Source organism: Prevotella sp. FD3004 (assembly GCF_000746155.1).
In the GTDB taxonomy this organism is placed as follows: Bacteria; Bacteroidota; Bacteroidia; order Bacteroidales; family Bacteroidaceae; genus Prevotella.
In genome coordinates, this window is sequence record NZ_KN050820.1 from 120,118 (window position 1) to 137,747 (window position 17,630).

The 17,630-nt window shown below is 48.7% G+C and carries 10 protein-coding genes and 1 pseudogene; 2 read left to right on the forward strand and 9 right to left on the reverse strand.

All coding sequences use genetic code 11. The features are described 5' to 3' along the window. Window positions 1–2 precede the first annotated feature (2 nt). Window positions 3–2,555, forward strand: coding sequence for a xylan 1,4-beta-xylosidase (gene xyl3A, locus T325_RS11120; RefSeq protein WP_036914473.1), 2,553 nt, complete (start codon window positions 3–5; stop codon window positions 2,553–2,555). Between the two features lie 35 nt (window positions 2,556–2,590). On the opposite strand, the gene T325_RS11125 is transcribed toward xyl3A, so the two are convergent. The 6 genes and pseudogenes from T325_RS11125 to T325_RS13035 form a co-directional block, all read right to left on the reverse strand. After that, window positions 2,591–3,361: a TIGR03915 family putative DNA repair protein gene (locus T325_RS11125; RefSeq protein WP_036913985.1), complete on the reverse strand. Its 771-nt coding sequence runs from the start codon at window positions 3,359–3,361 to the stop codon at window positions 2,591–2,593. Beyond that, window positions 3,358–4,647 carry a putative DNA modification/repair radical SAM protein gene (locus T325_RS11130; RefSeq protein ID WP_091767005.1) on the reverse strand — a complete coding sequence of 430 codons (1,290 nt, stop codon included), beginning with the start codon at window positions 4,645–4,647 and terminating at the stop codon, window positions 3,358–3,360. Before T325_RS11130 ends, T325_RS11125 begins: the two co-directional genes overlap by 4 nt. 64 nt (window positions 4,648–4,711) lie before the next feature. Continuing rightward, window positions 4,712–6,016 (reverse strand): inositol-3-phosphate synthase, encoded by a 1,305-nt coding sequence (locus T325_RS11135; protein WP_036913989.1) that lies wholly within the window; start codon window positions 6,014–6,016, stop codon window positions 4,712–4,714. 270 nt (window positions 6,017–6,286) lie between these two features. Next, window positions 6,287–7,738 carry a family 43 glycosylhydrolase gene (locus tag T325_RS11140; RefSeq protein ID WP_036913992.1) on the reverse strand — a complete coding sequence of 484 codons (1,452 nt, stop codon included), beginning with the start codon at window positions 7,736–7,738 and terminating at the stop codon, window positions 6,287–6,289. A gap of 3 nt (window positions 7,739–7,741) precedes the next feature. Continuing rightward, window positions 7,742–8,452 carry an acetylxylan esterase gene (locus T325_RS13030; protein ID WP_369794054.1) on the reverse strand — a complete coding sequence of 237 codons (711 nt, stop codon included), beginning with the start codon at window positions 8,450–8,452 and terminating at the stop codon, window positions 7,742–7,744. Between the two features lie 462 nt (window positions 8,453–8,914). Next, a pseudogene (locus tag T325_RS13035) lies at window positions 8,915–9,841 on the reverse strand (family 43 glycosylhydrolase); the annotation flags it as partial. Between the two features lie 218 nt (window positions 9,842–10,059). On the opposite strand from T325_RS13035, the gene T325_RS11150 reads away from it, so the two are divergent. After that, complete coding sequence (locus tag T325_RS11150; RefSeq protein ID WP_051949856.1) at window positions 10,060–11,586, forward strand: carboxylesterase/lipase family protein; 1,527 nt, start codon at window positions 10,060–10,062, stop codon at window positions 11,584–11,586. Between the two features lie 389 nt (window positions 11,587–11,975). On the opposite strand, the gene T325_RS11155 is transcribed toward T325_RS11150, so the two are convergent. The 3 genes from T325_RS11155 to T325_RS11165 all read right to left on the reverse strand — a co-directional run. After that, window positions 11,976–13,778 carry a RagB/SusD family nutrient uptake outer membrane protein gene (locus tag T325_RS11155; protein WP_177172032.1) on the reverse strand — a complete coding sequence of 601 codons (1,803 nt, stop codon included), beginning with the start codon at window positions 13,776–13,778 and terminating at the stop codon, window positions 11,976–11,978. A gap of 19 nt (window positions 13,779–13,797) precedes the next feature. Further along, window positions 13,798–16,920 carry a SusC/RagA family TonB-linked outer membrane protein gene (locus T325_RS11160; protein WP_036913997.1) on the reverse strand — a complete coding sequence of 1,041 codons (3,123 nt, stop codon included), beginning with the start codon at window positions 16,918–16,920 and terminating at the stop codon, window positions 13,798–13,800. Between the two features lie 326 nt (window positions 16,921–17,246). Next, window positions 17,247–17,630, reverse strand: a 384-nt coding sequence (locus T325_RS11165; protein WP_036914000.1) for a RagB/SusD family nutrient uptake outer membrane protein, incomplete at its 5' end; no start/stop codon positions are given.

Here is a 17,630-nt window from a genome sequence, read left to right on the forward strand (position 1 = left end):
TCATGTTCTGTGCTGGCACATCTGTGTCGGCACAGACTTTTCCTTACCAGAACCCAGACTTGAGCGCCAAGGAGCGTGCTCAGGATCTGTGCAGCCGGTTGACGTTGGAAGAAAAAGCCAAGCTGATGCTCGACGAGAGTCCTGCCATCCCACGCCTTGGCATCAAGAAATTCTATTGGTGGAGCGAGGCGCTGCACGGCGCTGCCAATATGGGGAACGTAACAAACTTCCCAGAACCAGTGGCCATGGCCTCGTCGTTTAACCCTAACTTATTATATAAGGTGTTCGATGTGGCTTCAACAGAGTTCCGTGCGCAGTACAATCACCGTATGTATGACCAGAACGGTGAAGATATGAAGATGCGCAGCCTCTCTGTATGGACACCTAACGTGAACATCTTTCGCGACCCGCGTTGGGGACGCGGTCAGGAGACCTACGGCGAAGACCCCTTCCTCACCTCGGTGATGGGCGATGCTGTGGTACGCGGTCTGCAGGGACCTGAGTCATCTAAATACCGTAAACTCTGGGCTTGTGCCAAGCACTATGCTGTACACAGCGGCCCTGAATATACCCGCCATTCTGCCAATCTTACTAATGTACCCGTGCGCGATTTTTGGGAGACTTATATGCCTGCCTTCAAGACACTCGTACAGGATTCCAAAGTGCGCGAGGTTATGTGTGCCTATCAGCGTCTTGACGACGACCCTTGCTGTGGCTCCAACCGTTTGCTTCAGCAGATTCTGCGCGACGAATGGGGCTTCCAGTATTTGGTGGTGAGCGACTGCGGTGCTATCAGTGACTTCTACGATTCACATAAGTCATCTTCATCGCCTATTACTGCCTCTGCTAAGGCTACGCTAGCCGGTACCGACGTGGAGTGCGGTTACGGCTACGCCTATAGAAGCATTCCCGAAGCGGTACGCCGAGGTCTTATCAGCGAGGCAGAGGTAGACAAGCATGTCATCCGCCTGCTTGAAGGTCGTTTCGACCTTGGAGAGATGGACGACCCTTCACTCGTTGAATGGTCAAAGATTCCCTACTCCGCTATGTCGACGAAAGCCTCTGCCCTGATCGCACTCGACATGGCACGCCAATCGATCGTTCTGCTTCAAAACAAAGAAAACATCCTGCCGCTAAAGAAGAATGAGGAGAAGATAGCCGTGATAGGTCCCAACGCCCACAACGAACCCATGATGTGGGGTAACTATAACGGGACGCCCAACCATACCGTTACTATCCTTGACGGCATAAAGGCCAAACAGAAGAAACTGTTTTATCTGCCAGGATGCGACCTCACCAACGATAAGGTAATGGAGTGCCACCTCGCCTCAGAGTGTGTGAGTTCTGATGGAAAGAAAGGTTTGAAAGGAACGTTCTGGAACAATACCAAGATGGAAGGCAAGCCGTTTACGACAGAATACTATACAAAGCCTGTCAACGTGACAACAGCAGGTATGCATGTATTCGCTCCCAACCTGCCTATAGAGGATTTCTCTGCGAAATACGAGACTACTTTCATCCCCAAAGAGGCTGGCGAGTATGTGCTGAACGTGGAGTCAACGGGACATTTCGAGGTATACGTCAACGGTGAGAGGAAGGTGATGCAGCACATTTGGCGAGCCACACCGACCCGCACCGTACTGAAAGCCGAGAAGGGACAGAAATACCAGATAGAAGTTCGCTTCCAGACTGTAAAGACTTGGGGTGCCTCTATGAAAATCGACGTGGCCCGCGAACTGCCTATCGATTATAATGAGGCCATCGCCCAGCTGAAGGGTATCGACAAGGTTATCTTCTGCGGTGGAATCGCTCCAAGCCTCGAAGGTGAGGAGATGCCCGTGAATATAGAAGGATTCAAGGGAGGCGACCGTACTAGCATTGAGTTGCCTAAGGTACAGCGCAACTTCCTGAAGGCACTGAAAGACGCCGGCAAACAAGTTATTTTCGTGAACTGCTCTGGTTCTGCCATCGCCCTATTGCCTGAGACAGAAACCTGCGACGCAATTGTTCAGGCCTGGTATGCAGGTCAGGAAGGCGGTACAGCCGTTGCCGACGTATTGTTTGGCGACTACAACCCCGGTGGCAAGTTACCCGTTACCTTCTACAAGAGTACCGCCCAGTTGCCCGACTACGAGGATTACTCTATGAAGGGCCGCACCTATCGCTACTTCAATGATGCTCTCTTCCCCTTCGGTTATGGTCTGAGCTATACGACCTACGAGGTTGGTGAGGCATCCATTAAAGGAGAAGGCGGTAACTACGAACTGACCATCCCCGTAAGTAATACAGGTAAGCAGAACGGTACTGAGATCGTACAACTCTACATCCGCAACCTAGCTGACGCAGAGGGGCCGTCGAAGTCGCTCCGTGCCTTTAAGCGTGTTGACGTGCTGGCAGGTCAGACGGCTACAGCCACCCTGACACTCAGCCCGAAAAGTTTTGAATTCTGGGATGCCGAGACCAACACCATGCGCATCAAGTCTGGTAAGTACGAGATTCTCTACGGCTCAAGCTCACTTGACAAGGACCTGAAGAAACTTACAGTAAGCTTTTAACATATAAGAAAGCCTCCGAAATTACGGAGGCTTTCTTATTGTTTCTCAGTCATATATTTCCAATAGCGACGGGGCATGTCGTTCAACTGCTTACGGGGATTCATGCGCTCCTTGATGCAGATAGACTTAAAATAGGTGCGCCACAGATTCTGGAACAATTGGTCATCGCTGCTTAGGACATCGGCATCCAGTTTTCCATCAGACAGGCAGAATGGGGCACCAACCTCATCCTCGAACATGATACGTATCACCTGTCTGCCGTCGTAATAATAACCATAGTGACGCTTAGCATCGTAAATAAGCCACGGCTGGTCATTAAAACGGTCTCTGAAATGCTCGGTAATCAAAGGCAACACATTATGGTCGGGAGACACGACTCCCAGATATGTACCATCCTTCGCCTTTTGGAAACGAATGAACTGTTTCATCCTTAGCTGCTCACGGAGTACCTTCTTGGCTATATCCGTTACCGCCAGGATATCAGAATCGGCAAAGTTTCTAGAGACATCACCTTGTCTAAAAACCTTACAAATGTATTGGAACAACGATTGGTTGAGCTCTGGCAATTCAGACAGCCAACTGACTGATATCAGTTTCATGGCTTCACGCGGCAGGCGTTTTTCCAAGCCACTCCACACACGGTGTGCCTTCTCTTCATCCGTAGCAACACGGTAAAGATGTTCACAGAACAATGGAATGACATCACCCTCAGACGCTAATAGCTCTGGATAATCATGCAAAGCAAAGGAATCGAACACTGCTGTCAGCAGTCCGTTCATCGTTCCATCAAAAACGTATACCGTCATTCTTCAAAGTCTATTTTCAGCTGTTTTTCCTCTGCTGCCCGCTTTTGTTGAGCCTTAGAGATTAGTAAAGGTCGCAGACGCTCAGGACGCAGTTCATTGATACCCACGATGGGAGTAGAGTAAGTAGAAGCCAGTTCATAGCAGGTAATAAAATACTTTGCCTTTTTCATCACCACGCCCATCTTCTTTAGGTCATAAGAAGTCAGACGATTGAACCGACGCGAATTAACAATGAGCCAAGCTGACTTCGTACCAAGACCAGGCACACGCAACAACTGCTCATAATCGGCTGTATTGATATCTATAGGAAAAGCCTCCGGATGGCGCAAAGCCCAAGCCAGTTTCGGATCAAGCTCCAAATCGAGGTTAGTATGCAAATCATCAACTATCTCCTCTACCTTGAAATGATAGAAACGCATCAACCAGTCGGCCTGATAGAGGCGGTTCTCACGCACCAGTGGTGGCTGTTTCAGTAGAGGCAGTCGCGGGTCGTAGGTGTTCACACTGACATATCCCGAGTAATACACACGGCGCATCGTGGACTGCCCATAGAGCATTGACGACATGGTCAGGATGTCTTTATCAGTTTCCTTCGTGGCACCGACAATCATCTGTGTTGACTGTCCTGCCGGCACAAAGCGAGGAACATGGCGATACTTCCTGCGGTCTTCTTTATTCTCAAGCACTCCCTGCTGAATCAACCTCATCGGCTGAAATACGCTCTGATGATCCTTCTCGGGCGCCAACAACTTCAGCGACTCTTCTTTTGGGATCTCAATGTTCACGCTCATACGGTCGGCATAGCGGCCCGCCTCGTTCAACAGTTCCTGTGAAGCGCCGGGGATGCTCTTCAGATGTATGTACCCATTAAAGCGATGTACATTTCGCAAATCACGGGCAATAGCCGTCAGTCGCTCCATCGTGTAATCCGGATTGCGAACGATACCACTCGACAGGAACAGACCTTCGATATAATTACGGCGATAAAACTCCATCGTAATTTCCTCGATCTCACTCACAGAAAGGGTCGCACGCTTGATGTCATTCGACCGACGATTAATGCAGTAGGCACAGTCGTACATACAATAATTTGTGAGCATCACCTTCAGCAACGAAATGCAACGTCCATCGTCGGCAAACGAGTGGCAGATGCCCATCCCCCCCACCGTAGAACCTACCATGCCTTTCTTTCCACTGCGCACCGTACCGCTTGACGAGCACGACACATCGTACTTCGCCGACTCTGCGAGTATCCGCAGTTTCTCCATCGTCTTCTCTGTCAACATGGCGCAAAGATACGAAAAGGGTGCACCATAAATCGGTACACCCTTTGCCATTTAACGTTTTTTATTAGTCTATTTCCTCGTCAGCCTCATAACCGCCCATCTCACGGATGGCATTCTTCAGCATCGTATGTTGCTGATAGAGGTGATTAACGGCTTCCTCTCCTTTGGTATAGTCGTGCATAGGACTCTTCAAGAAGAAGCTGAGGAAACGCTGAGTGCCGAAACGACCTGCGCGGGCTGCCAGATCAATCAACAGACAGAGGTCGAGGCAGACAGGAGCAGCCAAAATAGAATCGCGGCAGAGGAAATTAATCTTGATCTGCATTGGATAGTTCATCCAGCCACGAATATCAATATTATCCCACGACTCTTTGTTGTCATTTCGAGGAGGATAATAGTTGATGCGTACCTTATGATAGTAATCGCTATAAAGGTCAGGCTGAACGTCGGCCTTCAGAATGGTCTCGAGCGTAGAGAGTTTGCTCACCTCCTTGGTGCGGAAGTTCTCGGGAACATCGAGCACCAAACCATCGCGGTTGCCAAGGATGTTGGTTGAGAACCAGCCCTCAAGCCCTAAGCAACGGGTACCGATGATAGGAGCAAAGCCACTCTTCACCAGGGTCTGACCTGTCTTGAAGTCCTTACCTGCGATAGGCATCTTCGTCTTCTCGGCAAGCTCCCACATGGCAGGGATGTCGACTGTTGTGTTAGGCGCACCCATCACAAACGGGCAACCCTCGGTAAGGGCCGCATAGGCATAACACATAGAAGGAGCGATATGCTCGCGGTCGTCGGCCTTCATAGCCGACTCCAAAGCCGACAAGGAGTAATGAACCTGCTCATTAATGGGAACATAAATCTCTGTTGACGCTGCCCAGAGCACAACCACGCGGTCGCACTGCCTAGCAGCCTTAAACTGGCGGATATCCTCACGGAGCTGTTCTACCATATCCCAGCGGGTACTGCACTTCTTCACATTATCGCCGTCGAGACGCTTTGCATAGTTCTTGTCGAATGCAGCGGCCATAGGCACAATCTGCTCCAATTCCTCACGCACAGGATCGATATCCTCACGCTTCAACACCTCTGCATAGACCGCTGCCTGATAGGCATTCTGGGGATATACATCCCAACAGCCGAACACAATATCGTTAAGACTGGCAATAGGAACGATATCGGCATAATGGAGATATTGCTTCTCCGCACCATTCCCCACACGCACTTTGTCGTACTGAGTCATAGAGCCGATAGGTTTGCTAAGCCCTTTACGAGCCATCAGTACACCTGTCATAAATGTTGTTGCTACTGCGCCGTTACCGACGATCATGATTCCCAATTTCCCCTTGGCGGGGCTCACGGTTGATTTCATTTGCTATTACTTAGTATTTAATGTTTTATCAGTTTTTTATCAGAATGGTTATGCAAAGATGCAAAAATATCCTATGATTTATCGATATTTGACTATTATTTTTAATTATTTTCCTCTTTTTAAGGATAATTAATACCTAAACATCATATCCACAGACTTGAAATTCCATTTTGTATTATCGCCTGAATACAAAACAAATAACAAATAAAAGAAAAAAAACGGCAGACTTCCCTATTCGGAGTCCGCCGTTAATTTTATTAGCAATCATTTTTAATGGTTGCGGAAATTCCACTTGGAATTATCACTGCTAAAGTCGTACTCGGCGAGGGTCGGTGTAGAGTCGCCTGCAGAGTAGAGGCAGTAGTGCGTGTTGATGCCTTCTTGCCCGGGGATAACCTTTGGCATAATACGGAAAGTACCATCGGTAAGCTGTTCAATGCGCCAGAGTTGCTCGTCGGCACCGGTATAGGCGGGGACGGTGGTCACCTCCTTGTCGGCAGTAGCAGTCAAAGTGCGATTAGTACCCTCGATAACAATCTTGAAGTAGGTATTTCCGAGATAAGCACCCTTACCCTCGACAGGAGAGATAGTCCAACGCTGGTGGGGACGGAACATGTAATCGCCGATGCGTGCGGGGATGTCACCTTCAGGCCATGTGCCGATAACATCTGCCAGTGTCTGGTTGGCAATGGGCTTGACAGGTTGCTCCATCTGGTTGCGGTTGAACCAGCCCTGACGCTCCTGTTGCATACGAACGAAGTCGACAGCAAGTTCCAGCGCATAACCGCGACGTTCTGACTCAATCTCGAAGGTGCCACCCTTGAACTGCTCACCACCATAGGGCCAACCGTTCTTCCAAAGCAGAGGACGGATAGCCAGCGTAGAGCGTCCGCTCAAATCGAAATCAGCCTCCCAGTGGAACGACATCACCTCGACACCCTCGTCGATAATGGTGCGTCCGAAGTGGCCAGCACCGGTCTTACGATCGCCTGCGGCAATCACCATTCTACCACCACCATGATACATATCACGGCCTACATTGTCGAGGTAAGGGCCTTCTACGCTGCGTGAACGTCCAACTACGATATTATAGGTAGAGTTTGTACCGTCGCAGCAAGTGCCATGTGTACCAAGCAGGTAGTACCAGCCGTCGCGGTACATCAGGTCGGAAGCCTCACAATCGATAGCGATATCCTTCTCCTTATTGCCCTTGACACGGAAACCGGTCTTGGGGTCGAGCTCAATCAGACGGATGGTACCGAAGTAGGTGCCGTAGCTTACCCATAAACGACCAGTAGTGGGATCGAGCAACAGACCAGGGTCGATGGCATCCTGGTCTTCCATACCATCAGAGGCGCAAACCTCTACAGCCTCACTCCACTTGAAGTCGGGTGACTTGGGGTCGAGGGTCTTGTTCCACATAGTAAGGATACGTCCTGCGTGTCCACCGCCAAGGCCACCACCTGTGGCGCCATAGATACAGAGGTAACGGTCACCTATCTTGATGATGTCGGGAGCTGCACCGCCACCAGGGCGCTCTGCACCGCTGTTCCATGTCCAGCCGTCTTCAGAAATCAGACCGCCGCCACCAGTACCAAAGGTGTAGTATTTGCCTTCGCACTCAGCGATGGTCGAGGGATCGTGGATATATGGAGCGCCAATCTGCGCATTAGCGGCAGCAGCTACTGCAAGTGCTGCCATAAGTGTATGTAGTCTTTTCATTTTTTATTGAGCTTTGATTGAATAGTTCTTTACTGGATTACCTTTCTCGTCAAGGAAGCGGACACAGAAGTCGCTCATACCTGGGCCATTGATGATGGCGCCACGCAGGATATTACGTCCCTTCTTGAGGGTGAGACGTGGTGACATGGCATCATCCTTTACCATACGCCGGTCACCAGAGAGCAAGAGAGCCTCCTCGCCGTTGAGCCACCACATAGAGGCAGAGTTAGATCCTACCGCCAGACGTACGTTCTCGATGTCCTCGTCGCAGTCGATGATGGTCACAGCCCAGAAGAGTACACCATATACCTGCTGCCCCCACTTCTCAGCAAAGCGGAACAATTTCACGTTCATATTCTCACTGTCAAGAGCATGCCAGGTGAGTGTCTGGTTAACGGTCTTAATCACTGGCTCTGCGGGAGCCTGCTGCTGACCGAAACCGCGACCGAAGCCTGCGGGAACCTCTTCGCGCTTAAACGATACTTTTACCTTCTGACCGTTCTTCGGAACGATGGTCTGCTGACCCTTGAAGTACTCCATGCCGAAGTGCTCACGCAGATAGCTGTCGGTGAAAACGGTGTTACCGCTATTAGGCTTGTCGATAGGCTCCAAAAGCATCCAGCGACGGATGAAGCCTTCGTCGTCAGGCTGTGCAGCAGGAGTTGTTACGGGCGAGAAGTACTTGGGACGGTTCTTGAACTGTACCCAGTCGATGCTGACACCGGCATCGCCCTCACAAGTGATTACCAGATTTGCAACACCCTTCGGAGTGTAGTTCAACGGAGCAGTCAGTGAGAGCCACTGGTTGCTGAAGTCGCGACGGAACATGGCAGGCATGCCTTCTGGTGTCTCGGGCTTCACGGTCATCTCGATCTCGGCAATCACCTTACCATTGGCGGTGTTCTCACGAATGAAGAATTTGGTATTACCTGCTGCCTTGGCACTAACGATGACATAACCATCGCTCAGGTTAGTGAAGTCAACATCGGTATACTTCATCCAACTGCCCTTCACAGGAAGATTAGCCTCGAAGCCACGGAAGGTGTTGACGGTATCGATGAGCTGTGAGGTCACATCAGCACTAGCTGCGCTGAAGCGGGCTACGTCGATTTTCTCAGTGGCTTGGTTGATACCCACGCCACGCAAGGTAGGCTTCACCTCTTGGATGGTACCGTCGGGATTGAAGTACAACTTCTCTATACATACAGAGCGACGTTTGTCGTCACGTGGTGAGAAGTGGTTGCGATGATAGAACAGATACCACTGACCTTTGTAGTTAATGATGCTGTGGTGATTAGTCCAACAGCCGTTGTCGTGCTCTGCCATGATGAGTCCCTTGTATTCGTATGGACCCATCGGATTCTTACTCATTGCATATCCAAGTACCTCGGTATTTTCCCTTACATAAGGATAGGTCAGATAATAGTTGCCGTTATACTCGAAAGCGAAAGGGCCCTCTGCCTGACGGTTGGGCAGATCCTTGAGGCAGTTAACACCTTTCATCTCAAATTCGCGCTCGCCCCACTTCACTTTTTCTGTCGGGGTATCGTCGGCTATTTCCTTCATGTTTGGCTTGAGTTTGGCACAACGTCCGGCACCCCAGAAGATGTAAGCGTTACCATCCGAAGCCTGGAGCACGCATGGGTCAATACCGCTGATGCCCTTGATAGGCTCTGGCTCAGGGATGAACGGTCCTTCAGGACTGTCGGCTATGGCTACACCTATACCGAAGCCAAAACCTTTACCCGCTGCGGGTGCTGATGGGAAATAGAAATAGTATTTTCCGTTTCTGTAAACACAGTCGGGCGCCCACATCGAATAAGAGTCAGGCCTTACCCAGGGCACCTTGTTCTGAGTCACGATCACGCCGTGGTCTGTCCAGTCGGTCAGATTCTCTGATGAGAACACGTGATAATCCTCCATGCAGAACCAGTCCTGACGCTGTCCCTCGGGGGGCATGATGTCGTGCGACGGGTAGAGATACACCTTATCGTTAAATACACGAGCTGTGGGGTCAGCCGAGAACTGGTCACGGATGACAGGGTTTTGCGCCACTGCAAGGAGCGGCACACCCACGAAAAATAGACTTAGTAATTTTTTCATTAGGGTTATTGTTATTAATCGTTGAACTTTAGTTGATGCAAATATACAAAGTATTTTCCAATTAGATTAAACCAAAAGGAAATGGTTTAATCAGCAACAAAGGTTTTCTATGCGAATGTTACATAACGTATAATCCATGATACAAATAACAAAGGAATACTCATAGATTCTTTCTATCTTTGCAACGACTATCAACCATTCATTCAATAAACATTTATATGAAAAAACTATTTTTGTTACTGCCACTACTGGCAATGATGATGGGTTGCACTTCTGGCACAAATAGCGATGAGTGCCCCGTACTGACCGTTGAAGGCGGCCAGATTCAAGGCGTCCGGGCTGAGAATCCCGATGTGTTTGTTTACAAAGGTATACCCTATGCAGCACCTCCTATCGGCGATCTGAGATGGAAAGAGCCACAACCCGTTGTGGCATGGGAGGGCATACGCCAGTGCGACAAATTCGGTCATCCCGGATACCAGTCTGTACACTACCCCGGTGGCTACACCACTGAGTGGGGTTATGGAGACGAAGCACCCGCAAGTGAAGACTGTCTTTACCTGAACGTCTACACCAAGGCACCCGGCGAGGTTGAGAAGAAACTTCCAGTAGCATTATGGATTCATGGCGGAGGCTACCGTGAGGGATGGGGCACCGAACCAGAGTTCGACGGACAGGAATGGGCGGCTAAGGATGTGGTACTGGTCACTATCAACTATCGTCTCGGCATCTTCGGTTTCATGCCTTACGGTGAGCTGTCGGCAGAGAGTCCGCACGGTGTTTCAGGCAACTACGGCATTCTCGACCAGATACAATCGTTGAAGTGGATCAAGGAAAACATCGCCCAGTTTGGCGGTGATCCCGATAACGTCACCATCTTCGGACAGAGTGCCGGTGCTGGTAGCGTGCGCACCATCTGTGAATCGCCTCTGGCTCGCGGGCTGTTCCACAAAGCTGTCATCATGAGCGGCGGCGGTCTCAACATCCCCGCTGAAGAAGGTAAGGAAGCAAAGCCCGCCACGCCAATGAACAAGTTCTTCACATACAACCCGACTCTGAAAGAGGCCGAGGCTGAGACCAAGAAGGTGATGGACTGGGCAGGACTGACAGACCTCCAGAAACTCCGCGCCACCTCAACTGAGATTCTCTATACCATAGGCAACTTATACAACATGGTAAACAAGACCGACCTCTTCCTCATGGAGCGCCCCATTATCGACGGCTATGTATCACTAAAGAGTTTCGACGAGGCTGCTCGCGAGGGCTCTATTGCCGACGTGCCTTACATGATTGGTTACACACTTAACGACCTAGGCGCCATGGGACCTGGTATCGCCGAGTTCTGTAAGGTTCGCGACAGTCAAGGCAAGAAGGCTTGGGCCTATGAGTTTGCCCGCCCGTTGCCCGACGACGGCTCTCATCCTGAGGTGACACAGCGACTGAAAGGAGCCTTCCACTCCAGCGACCTGTGGTATGTGTTCAAGAGCCTACAGCACTGCTGGCGCCCCTGGACTCAGGGCGACTGGGACCTTTCTGAGAAGATGCTTACCGCATGGACCAACTTTGCCAAGTACAGCGACCCCAATGGTAACGGCAAAAACGAAGGTTTAGGTTGGGCTCCTTGTACAGAAGACAAACCCGAATTCATGCTCTTCAAGCTTGACAAGCAAGACGCAGAAGCCTCTGAGATGGGTGAGCCGATAGCTCCAGAGCCCGCTCAGATGCCGAACTACTTCATGAAGTAATATCTCCCTTAAAGTAAAACAACTTGTTTTACCCTCAAAGAGGCTATTCTTTACACGGCTTTAGATAGTCTTAACGATAGTAAAACAACTTGTTTTACTTTTTATCATGGCATCTGATTCGTCTAAATCCCATATCTTCAAACATTTAAGAGATAGCATACAAAATATAACAAGCTATGACGTTAAGCGAGTTAATATTACTCGATATATCTACTTCATTATCAATTGATTTGATTTAAAAATGATGTTATTACGTAAAAACATGAATCTATAAAAGGATGTTCCAGAGAGAATAAAAAGAGTGCCACGTTATCACAACGCAACACTCCTCTCTTCTAGAATACCAAAACAATCTTAATACTAAATTAATATAATCCTAACATTCGTGGTTACTCTGCTCCTTCTTCAGAAGTGTCATTCAGGCTCTCCCAGCCAAGAACATTCTTGAAGTGGTTGGCCAGACGGCAGTCGAGCGGGAACGGCAAGTACATATACTTGTCAGAGAAGTCATTGTAGTTCACATTTGAATACTCCACATACAGTTTGTGCTTGGCAGCACCCTTGGTGAAGAACTCATCGTAAACAACAGGCACCTTCGTATGGATGCCACCATATCTCTTGTTATATACCTCATCAAGATTTACCTTACCCTGTTTAGCCCAACGGACGAGGTCAAGGAAACGGCAGTTCTCGAACCACATCTCGTACTGCTTCTCTTCCATCACATCCTCGAAAGTGAGCGACTTGCTGATCTTACCAGAACCAGAACGCTCCTGTACCTCGTTAAGCGCCTTCAGACCATTGGCCTCTTCTGAACTACCGATGCAAGCCTCGGCATAGAGCAGAAGAGCCTCGGCATAACGGGCTACATTGAAATTCTTCTGATTAGAGACGCCAGCCTGGATTTCGGGCACATTATCACGGGGATAGTCCTTACCGCCAGTCAGCAACTTTGGAGCCTTAGCAAATGACATGTGCTTCCACTCGAAGTACGGGCCATGGCTGAAGATACCGGTAGCGGCTTTAATACCACGATTGGGATCCGTTTCCTTCTCGGCAAGAGGCGCGTCGTTCTTGTCTGAATTCCATTCTACCTCGTACAAGAACTCTTCCTCGGTCAGGAAGCAAGCGCGACGACGAGGTGAATTGCCATCATGCTCAACGAACTTTTTAGCGAAATCCTGCTGGATAGCACCACCGCTCCAACCTGCAGCCGGACATACAGCAGGCATTGAGGCCAAAGCCTGAGTGCGCCAGTTGAACAGATTGGCAACCATCCAACGACTGCGGGAGTTCTTATCATTCGAACTACCAGCGTTACTGTCATAGATGTAATTAGGCTCAAAAATCTTCTCAGAGTTTCCGTCACCAGCAATGTGGAAGTTGGTCCAGTACTCGTCAGAAGGTATCAGCTTATAGTCACCCGACTTAATCAGGTCGCCGAGATACTTACGTGCGGTAGCGGGGTCATTGGCAAACATAGCAGCCTTACCAGCAATAAACTGAGCAAAGCCTACACTCATACGAGCTGTAGCATCCTTGTCGCCAATACCATTACGCTTGGGCAGGTAACCAGAATTGATGGCCTTGTCGCACTCAGAGACAACCCACTTCAACACCTGTTCCTGACTCTCGGCCTGTACAGGCATCTCGTCGGATTCCAACAGACGGTCCAAAATGGCAGGACGATTCCAGATGGCAGCCATCATGAGATGAAGATATGCACGCATCACACGAGCCTCCTCGACACACTGCTTAGAATATGCGCTGGTAAACTTAGGCTCAGTACCATTACGGTTCTCTGTAGAAAGATTAGAGATGACGAGGTTGGCATGGTAGATGGATGCTACATAACGGTTATAACACGACTTCAGCGTACTATTTGACTCATTATAGGTAAACTCATCGAACACGCGGAAAGCGTCGTGACTGCCTTTGCTGCCGCCACCTGCCAGAATATCATCGGCTGAATAGTTCAACAATACCTGCTCAGGGTTGTCGATGCCTTCAGTACCTGCTACGTTCTGAATATATGTACCATACATATCCATAAGGGCGGCGTCTGCGTCCGCATCAGATGCATAGTAACCACCGGCATCAACAACACCTTTCTGATCAATGTCAAGATTACTATCACAAGACACTGCACCGAATGCACATACAAAAAGTGCGGGGAATATCAATTTTTTCATCTTTTTATGCATTAGTTTTTTAGAATGTAACGTTTACACCCAGAATCAGCTTCTTCATAGTTGGGTATGAACCCCAGTCGAGGCCAGCTCCTGAGAAGTTGTTGGTAGAAGCCGTCTCCGGATCCAGACCGGGATAGCTGGTGATGGTGAAGAAGTCGTCAAGCGATACATACAGTCGCAGGTTGCTGATGGCTGCCTTCTTGGTGATATTGGCAGGGATAGTATAGCCCAACTGCAACTGCTTGACGCGGAAGTAGTTGCCGCTAAACAAGTTACCTGTAGATGACCAGAAAGGAACATTTGGCTGCATGATTACGCCAGGATGAGGAATCGTTCCATCAGGATTCTCTGGAGTTCTTGCATTGTCGAGATACCACTTCAGACCATTCTTGTAACCATTACTATGGATGACTGGCAGAATCTTGTTACCACCCTGACCATAACCGTTGATCAGCAGGTCGAAGCCCTTCCAGGCAGCAGTGACGTTGACACCATAGGTGAACGAAGGAGTGGTACGACCGATATCAGTCATATCATCGGTACCAATCTGACCATCACCATTCAGATCCGTGAAGATAGGATTACCGTCTGCATCCATCCCTTCATAGATATAACCATACAGATGCCAAATTGAGTGTCCTTCCTCGAAAACAGTCTTAATCTGGAAGTTCGTAGAACCAGCATCGGTTCTATAGGTAGGATTTGCGCCCTTGGCCAATGCGAGCACCTTGTTCTTCAGTGTAGAGAAGTTACCATTTACAGAGTAAGAAAAATCGCCGATGCGGTCCTTCCAGCCAAGTTCAAGTTCGAGACCTCTGTTCAATACGGTACCACCATTGGTCATCACCGACGTGAAGCCAAGTTCTGAAGGAACTGATATGCTGAAAAGCAGATCCTTGGTACGCTTGTCGTAGTAATCGACGCCGAATGACAGGCGATTATCGAGGAAACGGGCATCAAGACCGAGGTCAACCTGCTCAGAGGTTTCCCATGTCAGATTGGGGTTAGCCAACTTGTCTGGAGCAGAACCGTATCTGGAACCGATTTCATCGACATGAAGCTGATACCATGTGCTACCCTTCGAGATAGCTGCAGTATAAGGATAATTGCTCAACACTGAGATATTACCATTTCGTCCCCAAGAAGCACGGAGTTTCAAAAACGAAACGACGCTGGTAGGAACAAGATCCGTGAAGAACTTCTCTTTGCTGACAGTCCAACCACCAGAGAATGACGGGAAGGTACCCCAACGGTTCTTCTTTGACAGTTTTGAAGTATCGAAAGCGTCACGACGGATATTGAACTGGAAGAAGTAACGGTTGTCGTAGTTATAGGTCAGACGTCCGAAATAAGCAACAGAAGCACTCTTGCTGGGAGAATTGCTGACTTTCTTAGGAGCGTCGTCCTTCAGATAAGAGATATAACGGAAGTTGGGCTCGTATGACTGCAGGATGTCGGCACCAGAAGAGCTGATACTTGAATTATCCTTGTTGCTCTCACGGTATGACATACCAATCATGGCACCGATATTATGCTTTTTGGCCAGCGTAATGTTATAGTTGGCGAAGTTCTCCCATTGGTAGTACCAGCCAGTATTGGTGGTTTCTGAGATGGAATAGTTGCTCTGGTTACCACGGTCACCAATCCAATAAGGAGCGGTATAGCTATGAGTATTGCTGAAATTCAGACGATAACCCAGACGCGAAGTGATAGTCAGGCCCTTGATAGGCATCAAGTTGGCAAACAATGTACCATTGATGTTCCAACCGCCATCAGTACCGTCGCTGGTATCACGCTTAGCCAGAGGACTACCCTCCAACTCAGAGTACTTGGTATTGGCGAACCAACCCTTCTCGTCACGGAACAGACGGTAGTTCTGATCGGCAGTACCATTCTGAAGTGCGTCGTAAACGGTTCTTACAGAGAGTGACATCTCATCAGGTGTGGTCCAGTAAACCGGGGTCAGAGGATCTATCTGGATCATCTGCTCGAACGAAGAACTATAGCCACGCTGTGACACGCTCTTGGTGTCCCACTTCTCAATAGAGTTGTTTGAACCAACCTGCAACCACTTGTAGATATTATAGTCGGCATTCACCTGACCCGTAATGCGCTTGTACACATCCTTATCGCCCTTTACAACACCATTCTGATGAACGTAGTTCAGAGAAGTGAAGAAGTGGCCCTTCGTGTTACCACCTGATACACTGACTGTATGCTGCTGGCTCCATGTGGGCTCGATGTAGGCACTGATCCAGTCCTGATCGATTACACCGCCATCATAATAAGGATGACTGTAATCATTGGATTTGAGCTGTTTGTCAACATCATCCTGACCATACTCATATACCATATATCTGATGAAGTCGTCACGCCCCATCAAAGGACGTCTGGTGAAGTTCTGCAGGGTAGCTCTACCCGTATAGTTGATAGAAACCCTACCCTCGTCACCCTTCTTGGTGGTAACAAGGACAACACCATTACCGGCCTCAGCACCGTAGATTGCGGCAGAAGCGGCATCCTTCAGAATCTCAATTGACTCAATTAGTTGAGGATCAAGATATTGTATGCTGCTAACCTGCAGACCATCAACGATATAAAGAGGCGCGATGTTCTGTGAGTTAGATGAATAACCACGTACACGGATGTCGGCACCACTACCAGGAGAAGCGTTGGTTAACACATTAATACCAGAGACCTTACCCTGAAGGGCGGCAGCAGCATCAGCGGTTGACAGATTCTTGATGTCGTCAGCCTTTACAGAAGCAACCGATCCCGTCAAGTCACTCTTTCTCTGAACACCATAACCAATGACAACCACGTCGTTCAGCGTCGTATTGTCTTCTTTCAGTACGATGGTAAGGTCGTTCTTTCCGGCAACCTTAACATTCTGGGTTATGTAACCCACATAAGAAATTGTAATGGTAGCATTCGATGCTGCCTCCACAGAGAACTTACCATCCAGGTCGGTGATTCCACCCTTTTGAGTTCCCTGTACTTTAACAGTCGCACCGATAATCGGTCCGCCTGTCTCATCATTCACCGTTCCCTTGATTACACTCTGAGCCAATGCCCCCAAGGGGAACATACAGAGTAGGAACAGAGACACTAACGGCTTACGTAGTGAATTTGAATTCCACATAACAGTTTAATAAGTTTAATTTAAGTTAGATAATAGTTATATATATGTAAACGGTTGATTAAATTTGTAATCTATGTCTAGCTTACAGAATCGCTTTTCCTGGTGCAAATATACAACAATTATTTATTCCATGACTTTATTTCTTGTAACAAATACTTTATTTTATCTAACATTTAAATTAAAAAATGCAATCTACGAAAAGGAGTATCTAGATGTTGCTTTTTTGGCAACAAATCATACATATAGGCAAAAAAGGGAACAATAAAAATAGGGAGAGGCCATGGTGGTCTCTCCCTAATTCAGTTTATTTGGAATGATATTCCTGCTTACTCAGCAGCTTCTTCAGAAGCGCCATTCAGACCTTCCCAACCAAGAACGTTCTTGAAGTGGTTGGCCAGACGGCAGTCGAGCGGGAACGGCAAGTACATATACTTGTCAGAGAAGTCATTGTGATCAGCTACAGAATAATCAGTGAACAACTTGTGCTCCTTACCGAATCCAGGCTTACCCTCAATAAAGAACTCATCGTAAACAGTAGGTATGTGCTTGTGGATACCACCATATCTCTTATTGAAGATCTCATCAAGGTTCACCTTACCCTGCTTAGCCCAACGAACGAGGTCAAGGAAACGGCAGTTCTCGAACCACATCTCGTACTGCTTCTCTTCCATCACATCCTCGAAAGTGAGCGACTTGCTGATCTTACCAGA

What these genes read in the sequence shown, in the direction of transcription:
- xyl3A (WP_036914473.1), top strand. Translation starts at nt 3, where the DNA reads ATGTTCTGTGCTGGCACATCTGTGTCGGCACAGACTTTTCCTTACCAG.
- T325_RS11125 (WP_036913985.1), bottom strand. Translation starts at nt 3,361, where the DNA reads ATGACGGTATACGTTTTTGATGGAACGATGAACGGACTGCTGACAGCA.
- T325_RS11130 (WP_091767005.1), bottom strand. Translation starts at nt 4,647, where the DNA reads ATGTTGACAGAGAAGACGATGGAGAAACTGCGGATACTCGCAGAGTCG.
- T325_RS11135 (WP_036913989.1), bottom strand. Translation starts at nt 6,016, where the DNA reads ATGAAATCAACCGTGAGCCCCGCCAAGGGGAAATTGGGAATCATGATC.
- T325_RS11140 (WP_036913992.1), bottom strand. Translation starts at nt 7,738, where the DNA reads ATGAAAAGACTACATACACTTATGGCAGCACTTGCAGTAGCTGCTGCC.
- T325_RS11150 (WP_051949856.1), top strand. Translation starts at nt 10,060, where the DNA reads ATGAAAAAACTATTTTTGTTACTGCCACTACTGGCAATGATGATGGGT.
- T325_RS11155 (WP_177172032.1), bottom strand. Translation starts at nt 13,778, where the DNA reads ATGAAAAAATTGATATTCCCCGCACTTTTTGTATGTGCATTCGGTGCA.
- T325_RS11160 (WP_036913997.1), bottom strand. Translation starts at nt 16,920, where the DNA reads ATGTGGAATTCAAATTCACTACGTAAGCCGTTAGTGTCTCTGTTCCTA.